Genomic DNA, 4,096 nt, shown 5'->3' with positions numbered 1-4,096 from the left:
ATAACGACAACCTGTTTTTAAAAAACGGCGCTTTGTATTTAGTTGCGAGAAAAGCAAACGATAAGGCATTAAAACCTTTTACCTCTGCCCGCATCAACTCCAAAGGAAAAGCTGATTTTAAGTATGGCCGCTTTGAAATCAAAGCCAAACTGCCATCAGGGCAAGGGGCATGGCCAGCCTTTTGGATGCTGCCTACTGAACAAGTTTATGGTACTTGGCCAAAGTCTGGCGAAATAGACATCATGGAAAGCGTTAATCTTAAAGTGCCACTCAAAAACGGTAAGATTGAAAACACCGTTCATGGCACGCTTCACTACGGCCATGATTGGCCAAACAATGTCTATTCAGGAAAAGCATTTGATTTTGGTGGTAAAAGCAACCCCGCAGATGGCTTTCATCTTTACAGTGTTGAGTGGGAAGAAGGCGAAATAAGGTGGTATGTAGACAACATTTTATATGCCCGCCAAAAACAAACCAGGTTAAACAATAACGGAAAATTTGCCCATCAAGGCTGGTATACCCTGAGCTCAAATAACAATAGCCAAAAGCAAGACGTATTATATTCAAAAGCCCCTTTTGATCAGGCGTTTCATTTAATTCTAAATTTTGCTGTTGGCGGAAACTGGCCAGAAAATACCGGACAAAAAGGGGTAGATGCTAATGCCTTTGACGAAAATAACCCGTTTATTGTTGAGTATGTAAAAGCTTATCAATGCCAAGTTGATAAACTCTCTGGTAAAGGGTGCGCAAGCTTACCTAAGCTGAAATCTAGTTTAGATAAGTTACTTGTTAATGGTAAAGCCTCAACCATGTAAAAATAAAAAACTTATCAATCAATGGGTTAGCTTTTTAAATTTTATGCAATCGTATGTAATGCTTTCAACTAAGTTACATATTGTATACTTTAGCTTTTTAATATTAATAACTACAAAAAATTGACAACATATTAAAGGAAACGACATTGAGCTCACCCAATCCACTAAATCAGACCGTGCAAATTGAGGCAAGTAATACCTCTAACACCCAGTTTGCACTTGTTGCTTTAACCAGCTTGTTCTTTATGTGGGGTTTTATTACCTGTCTTAATGACATTTTAATTCCCTATCTAAAAGAAGCCTTTACCCTTAATTACACCCAAGCAATGCTGATTCAGTTTTGCTTTTTTAGTGCTTACTTTATCGTCTCACTGCCCGCCGGTAAGTTAGTCGGGAAAATTGGTTATCAAAAAGGCATTGTCACCGGCTTAGCAATCGCCTGTTTCGGGTGTTTGTTATTTTACCCTGTTGCAACCTCTGGCATGTATGCGCTTTTCTTAATGGCGTTATTTGTATTAGCCAGTGGTATTACTATTTTACAAGTATCAGCAAACCCGTATGTCAGTGCTTTAGGTGACCCTAAAACAGCGCCTTCTCGCTTAACCTTAACTCAGGCGTTTAACTCTTTAGGGACCACTGTTGCGCCACTATTTGGTGCGGCACTTTTCTTCTCGGCTGATAGCGCTAGTCAAAGTCATGATGGTACCGCTGTACAGTTACCTTATTTAATTTTAGCGGCGTCGTTATTAGTACTCGCACTTATCTTTTTAGTATTAAAGTTACCTAAAATTACCAATCAAGAAACGCAACCAGTTAGCCAAGGCTCGGCATGGCAACACAAGCATTTAGTGCTCGGTGCCATTGGTATTTTTGTTTATGTGGGTGCTGAAGTGGCTATTGGCAGTACCTTAATCAATTACATTTCAAGTGCCAGTACAACACAAATGACAGAGGCAACTGCCGCTAAATACATCGCTTATTATTGGGGCGGTGCGATGGTGGGTCGCTTTATTGGTGCTGCCGTGATGCAAAAGGTATCTGGTGGTAAGGTACTGGCTTTTAATGCTGCCCTTGCTATCGTACTGATTGTGGTATCAATGTTAAGTTCTGGCCCTATCGCAATGTGGACAATGCTCGCTGTGGGTTTATGTAACTCAATTATGTTCCCAACTATTTTTAGCCTTGCGATTAACAACTTAAAAGAGCACACCTCACAAGGGTCGGGCATTTTATGTTTGGCTATTGTGGGCGGTGCCATTATTCCTGTTTTCCAAGGCATTGCAGCTGATACTATCGGCCTTACACTCTCATTTATTATTCCTGCTGTATGTTACGTGTTTATCGTATTCTACGGTGTAAAAGGGCATAAAACAGACGCTTAAGTGTAAAATAATCCAGTACTTTAAAGGTCACATAGTGTGGCCTTTTTTATTTATATAATCAGCTTTCGCTAAAACCTCCGTAATTAGCTAATTATTAGCAAAAATCAAATCTGCGAATGTAAACCCGCTTACTTCCTATTTTCTTTATAGATCACAACAAAAAATTGACTCTTACTTGCCATATTGCCTGCTTAATTTATTTTAAGAAAATACATTTCCACTGTAATTAAAGGCATACAGACTTAATTTTAAAATAGTGTTTAGTTTGGTTTGAAAAATGCATATATGCGTAAAGGCAAAATGTATCAAACCGATTTATAAAGTTATCACCATGAACAAGCAAGCAAATATAGTGTATGTATTGAGCGGTTACGCAAAATGCGCAACATCAAACAACGATAAGTATAAACTAGGTAATAAACACTCTATCGGGCTATTAACAACCGATAAAAATTATCAAGAAAACCTCAAACAACTCAAAAGCTTTATTAAGGGGCTTGGTTGGGAATCAATAATGTTTTGCACGGTTGAAGAAGTAGAAGATATTAACTCACTATCAAATAACGTTTTGATTTCTAGTTTTATTCGCGCTCAAGAAAATGGACAATCATTAGTAGTCAACGATCAGCCTATTACAGTGCATTAAACTAATGATATTGTTAGGAATGTGGCTTCAGTTGGATTCAACGTCCAATGAGGAGACTTATATAAAGTCGGCCAAAGGCTAAAGCTCAACTCAGTCGCTCCAGTTAACTACCCCAGCGCATTGCCAAAGGCATCTATTTGTATCTAGCTTTTGCCCATTTAAACTCATACCTGATCCACATTTCAATCAATACTAAAAAGCTAAATACTGGTGTAAACCCTATCAAACCAAACTTTGTCCAAAAGGCGAGAGTCAAGAATGGCGCAAAAAGAAAGAAAATAGTTAAAAACCGGCACAGGTTTTCATAATTTTTCTGTTTTGCATTATTTGATATAAAATAGCTATCTAGTTCAAGGGCTCTAATTGGGTTAGCAAAATAAAATTTCAAAGTTTTAGAGCTTAAAAACCAGATAAGCAACCCAAATACTGCTGAAGGTGCTAACAAATTGTATTTACTTGGGTTAACCAATTCAGTACTCCAAGCGCTTAAAATAAAATCCCACAGTCTTTTATCAAGTAATAAAATAAAACTATGAATACTTAAAAATGATGCCAAAGGCATCGCTATATCACCTATCGTGGCTTTCTTTGGATCCTTATGTGGAGCTGTTCTTAGAACTATTTTATATACAAAGAAATAATAAAATTTAATTAGTTTCAATTTAATGTTCCTAAAAACGCAAGCTTTAGCCACTTGCGCCTCCCTATTAGATTTTATTACCTTTAAACAAATCAAATTTAGAATTGACCTGTTTATTGGCGTCAATAATGTCTGCATTTGCATGCATCACTTTAGTCCAACCATTTACTTGATTACCTGCGTAAGGACCAAATTGAACTGTATATTCAGGAGATATCTGCAATCCAATATCTATAGCTGTGAACATCATCCCTATAGGGTTTAGACGCGTAAGCGCTGTAACATCCTTAAATTGATCGAAACTACTTAAAGCAAATACAGTATTGGTAACAACATACCCACCTTCTCTAAACCAGTCCCCCGTATCTAAACGCCCATCCCCATACATATAATCATAACCAAGAGTCGCTACGCTGCTTCCTAATGTCATAAATAGACCAGTTTTGGTTAGTGTGTCACCTACGGCTGATATACCTTGAGTAAACTGTGTTGTATCAAGCGAGTAATCAAAAATAGCGGATGGTGTATTATAGATTCGCTCCATATATTGACCACGGATCCCCGGTGTCAGTGATTGATATGAACCTAAAGTGGAGCCATAACCTTTTATTGT

5 protein-coding genes are annotated in these 4,096 nt (G+C 37.7%); 3 read left to right on the top strand and 2 right to left on the bottom strand.

Going from position 1 to position 4,096, the window contains the following annotated elements; genetic code table 11:
• The 3 genes from ABYD77_RS18145 to ABYD77_RS18135 form a co-directional block, all read left to right on the top strand.
• A partial coding sequence (locus tag ABYD77_RS18145) for a glycoside hydrolase family 16 protein (RefSeq protein ID WP_372771503.1) occupies positions 1–815 on the top strand: 815 nt, incomplete at its 5' end.
• 146 nt (positions 816–961) lie between these two features.
• Positions 962–2,197 (top strand): sugar MFS transporter, encoded by a 1,236-nt coding sequence (locus tag ABYD77_RS18140; protein WP_372771502.1) that lies wholly within the window; start codon positions 962–964, stop codon positions 2,195–2,197.
• A 331-nt stretch (positions 2,198–2,528) separates the two neighbouring features.
• Positions 2,529–2,843, top strand: coding sequence for a hypothetical protein (locus ABYD77_RS18135; RefSeq protein ID WP_372771501.1), 315 nt, complete (start codon positions 2,529–2,531; stop codon positions 2,841–2,843).
• 133 nt (positions 2,844–2,976) lie between these two features.
• Here ABYD77_RS18135 and ABYD77_RS18130 read toward each other — a convergent pair whose 3' ends face one another.
• Together ABYD77_RS18130 and ABYD77_RS18125 are read right to left on the bottom strand one after the other, a co-directional pair.
• Positions 2,977–3,504, bottom strand: a complete 528-nt coding sequence (locus tag ABYD77_RS18130) for a hypothetical protein (RefSeq protein WP_372771500.1) — start codon at positions 3,502–3,504, stop codon at positions 2,977–2,979.
• A 46-nt stretch (positions 3,505–3,550) separates the two neighbouring features.
• On the bottom strand, positions 3,551–4,096 hold a 546-nt coding region (locus ABYD77_RS18125; protein ID WP_372771499.1), incomplete at its 5' end, for a hypothetical protein.

It is taken from the genome of Pseudoalteromonas sp. (assembly GCF_041629635.1).
Classification (GTDB): Bacteria; Pseudomonadota; Gammaproteobacteria; order Enterobacterales; family Alteromonadaceae; genus Pseudoalteromonas.
Note: the sequence above shows the minus strand (reverse complement) of the source record. Positions and strands in the feature narration are given on the sequence as shown.

Coding starts and splice junctions, on each gene's coding strand:
- ABYD77_RS18135 (WP_372771501.1), top strand. CDS start 2,529: ATGAACAAGCAAGCAAATATAGTGTATGTATTGAGCGGTTACGCAAAA.